We start from the raw sequence: 3,192 nt of genomic DNA on the forward strand, positions 1-3,192 counted from the left end.
ATCTAGGAAAGAACCTCCTTTATGAGTTGCATATTCTTTTGTTAGATTCATAAAAAGAATGAGTGTTAGAGTCGGATGTATTATCTGCTGTCTGCTATTTGCTTGCGGAACGAACGGTAAGAAAAATAAAAGCATAGCAAGGGTGGAGAAGTCGCAAGGAGAGGTAACGGACATCAGATACGCTATTGTGCTCATTTTCGTTGTTTTGGCAATCGTAACGGACATAGAAGCCCTTATTTGGCTCCACGAGTTAGTTATTAGCTACCTTTTGCCCAAATAGCGGACCCTATGTCCGTTAGACTCAAATATGAGCCCAATTCTTGAAAATAGCGTAATGTATGTCCGTTGAGGTTTGAAGTGACTATTGCGAAAAGCTAACGGACATCAGATACGCTATTAAGCTCATTTTCGCTGTTTCCACAACCGTAACGGACATAGAAGCCCTTATTTGTCTCCACGGGTAAGTTTTTAGCTCATTCTTGTCCAAATAGCGGAACCTATGTCCGTTAGACTCAAATATGAGCCCGATTGTTGAAAATAGCGTAATGTATGTCCGTTAGAGGTTTGAAGTGACTATTGCGAAAAGCTAACGGACATCAGATACGCTATTACGCTCATTTTGGCTGTATACGCAACCGTAAAGGACATAGAAGCCCCCTTATTTGGCTCCACCAGTTAGTTTTTAGCAGCCGTAAGCCCAAATAGCGGAGGATTCTATGTCCGTTAGCTTCAAATATGAGCCGGACTCTTGAAAATTACATCTTGCTGCTCAGTTCAGGCCAAGGCTAAACGCACTCATCATGGTAAAAAAAACGCGCGCTAAGAAATAGACCCATTACGTTACCTATGCGGCAAATGAGTGAAGCAGAACGTCGATAATTAGGATGAGTATGGCATGGATGTCATTAGACAAATAGAACAAGACGTTGTATAGTAACAACGGATCATTTTATAGATGATGGACGGGGATAGATGCACCATATCTTCTCCTGCATGATCCGATATTGTTGGAGAAGCTGTTCGCTTAGCCTAATTAGAAAAAGCGTATACTAGCATTTCTGACTCAAGGTCGGGGATGCTATTTTTAATACGATATATGACGCAGGAGGAGTAAGGAAAATGAAAAGGTTACATAAAAGTACAATGAAAACGCTAGTAGGTTTTCTGCTCGTGATGATGCTCGTATTCACAGGAGCATGCGGTGCCAATAAGGACACGGTTAACGAGCCGGGAAAAACAACGAATAATGCTGGTCAGGCTGCAACTGACGAGCCATCCAAGGCGAATGAATCGACCGTTTATCCACTAACTTTAAAGGATGATACAGGTACGGAAATTACGTTTGAGCAAGAGCCAACTAAAATTGTCTCGCTTGCTCCTAGTGAAACCGAAGCTATTTATGCAATCGGCTCAGGTGACCGTGTGGTAGGTGTAGATGAGTCAAGCAACTATCCTGAGGAGGCGGCAAGCAAGGCAAAGGTTGGCGATATGACGACGAATATTGAAGCTGTTGCAGCTCTCAATCCGGATCTCGTGCTGGCGTCTTCTTCAATGAATGGAGAGGCAATCACGAAGCTCAGAGAACTGAAAATTCCGGTCTATGCGACAGACCCTCTCACGTATGATGCAGTTATTGCCAAAATCGAAAATTTAGGTCATATTATGAATAAACAATCCGAAGCGGCTGAGGTTGCAGGTCACATGCTTTCGGTGAAGCAACAAGTTTCGGATGCAGTTAAGAATGCAGTGAAAAAGAAAGTGTATTTAGAATTTTCCCCAGGCTGGACCGTTGGATCTGGCACATTCCTTGACGAATTGCTGGCACTGGCTGGCGGCGAGAATGTTGCTGGAGCTGCTCCAGGCTGGTATGAAGTGAGTGCAGAGTCGATTGTTACTCAGAATCCCGAGCTCATTATATACCCTGCATTGAAGGAGGAGCCGAATCCGATTGTTGTTGGCATTGAGAGCCGTCCTGGCTGGAATGTCATTGATGCGGTGAAAAATAAGCAAATGCATGCAGTAACAGAGGATCCGCTTGTTCGTGTAGGGCCGAGACTTGCAGATGGTTTGCTGGAGCTTGCGAAAGTGATTCACCCGGATCTCGTAAAATAATGATGACCTATAAATTAGTTTGGTATGGAGGAGCAGCTATGCTCCTTCTTGCTGTTTCTATCGTTGTAAGTTTATCGATTGGTTCGGCTGGTATTTCCATTCGAGATGTTTGGGGTATTTTGCTTCATCAGCTGCCTTGGCTTGCTGATAATTCAGTTCCTTATACACCTGCCGAAATAGCGATCGTCACGCAAGTACGTCTATCGCGTATTTTGCTTGCTGTCCTCGTTGGTGCTTGTCTCGCACTTGCTGGCACGGGCTTTCAAGGGGTTCTTCGAAACCCGCTGGCTGATCCCTATACACTAGGAGTGTCTTCGGGGAGCTCAGTTGGTGCATCGTTCATTATCTTATTCGGCTTGCAGTCAGCGATTGGCATGTGGACGATACCGCTAGTTGCCTTTGCTACAGGAACCTTGACGCTGCTTGGTGTTTTTTGGTTGTCTCGCAACAAGGGTATTATACATATTGAAACGCTAATTTTATCTGGGGTTATCATCCAGTCTTTTTTAGGCGCTTTTGTATCCTTCATGGTGTCCGTCTCCGAGGGCGTCGTGAATCAAATTTTGTTCTGGTTAATGGGGTCGCTTGCGATGAGAAGCTGGGAACATGTATATATGCTTATTCCTTTTCTCGCGGTAGGCTTTCCACTTCTGCTTGCATATGGGCAATCTCTCAATTTATTTGTACTGGGGGAACGCCATGCAGCGCATCTTGGCATCCGTGTCGAGAGAACGAAGCTGATCGTCTTAATCAGCTCGACCTTGCTGACGGCAGCAGCAGTCTCTGTTTCTGGTGTAATTGGTTTTGTTGGACTCGTGGTTCCACATCTCATTCGTTTGCTCGTTGGCCCCGACTATCGATTAATTACCCCTTTATCGGCTATCGGTGGAGGCATATTTATTTTATGGGCTGATACGCTTGCGCGCATGGCGCTGACGCCTAAGGAAATACCGCTTGGCGTTGTTACGGCTCTGCTTGGTGCGCCATTTTTTGCGTATTTGCTGCATCGGCGGAAGCTGAAGCAAGGAGGGGCGTTATGATTGAGGTGCGCAGCATCGTTCAGACGGTGCAAGGGAGGAC

Annotated in this window: 3 protein-coding genes; 2 read left to right on the forward strand and 1 reads right to left on the reverse strand. The window is 45.5% G+C overall.

The genetic code is table 11. The features are described from left to right. A partial coding sequence (locus AC1DSE_RS33215; protein ID WP_477528910.1) for a hypothetical protein occupies positions 1–225 on the reverse strand: 225 nt, incomplete at its 3' end. An 894-nt stretch (positions 226–1,119) separates the two neighbouring features. Here AC1DSE_RS33215 and AC1DSE_RS33220 point away from each other — a divergent pair. Both AC1DSE_RS33220 and AC1DSE_RS33225 read left to right on the forward strand, forming a co-directional pair. Then, positions 1,120–2,112: an ABC transporter substrate-binding protein gene (locus AC1DSE_RS33220; protein ID WP_477512717.1), complete on the forward strand. Its 993-nt coding sequence runs from the start codon at positions 1,120–1,122 to the stop codon at positions 2,110–2,112. A gap of 2 nt (positions 2,113–2,114) precedes the next feature. Next, positions 2,115–3,152, forward strand: coding sequence for a FecCD family ABC transporter permease (locus tag AC1DSE_RS33225; RefSeq protein ID WP_477512743.1), 1,038 nt, complete (start codon positions 2,115–2,117; stop codon positions 3,150–3,152). Positions 3,153–3,192 lie beyond the last annotated feature (40 nt).

It is taken from the genome of Paenibacillus sp. 01L418 (assembly GCF_056400045.1).

Coding starts and splice junctions, on each gene's coding strand:
- AC1DSE_RS33225 (WP_477512743.1), top strand. CDS start 2,115: ATGACCTATAAATTAGTTTGGTATGGAGGAGCAGCTATGCTCCTTCTT.
- AC1DSE_RS33220 (WP_477512717.1), top strand. CDS start 1,120: ATGAAAAGGTTACATAAAAGTACAATGAAAACGCTAGTAGGTTTTCTG.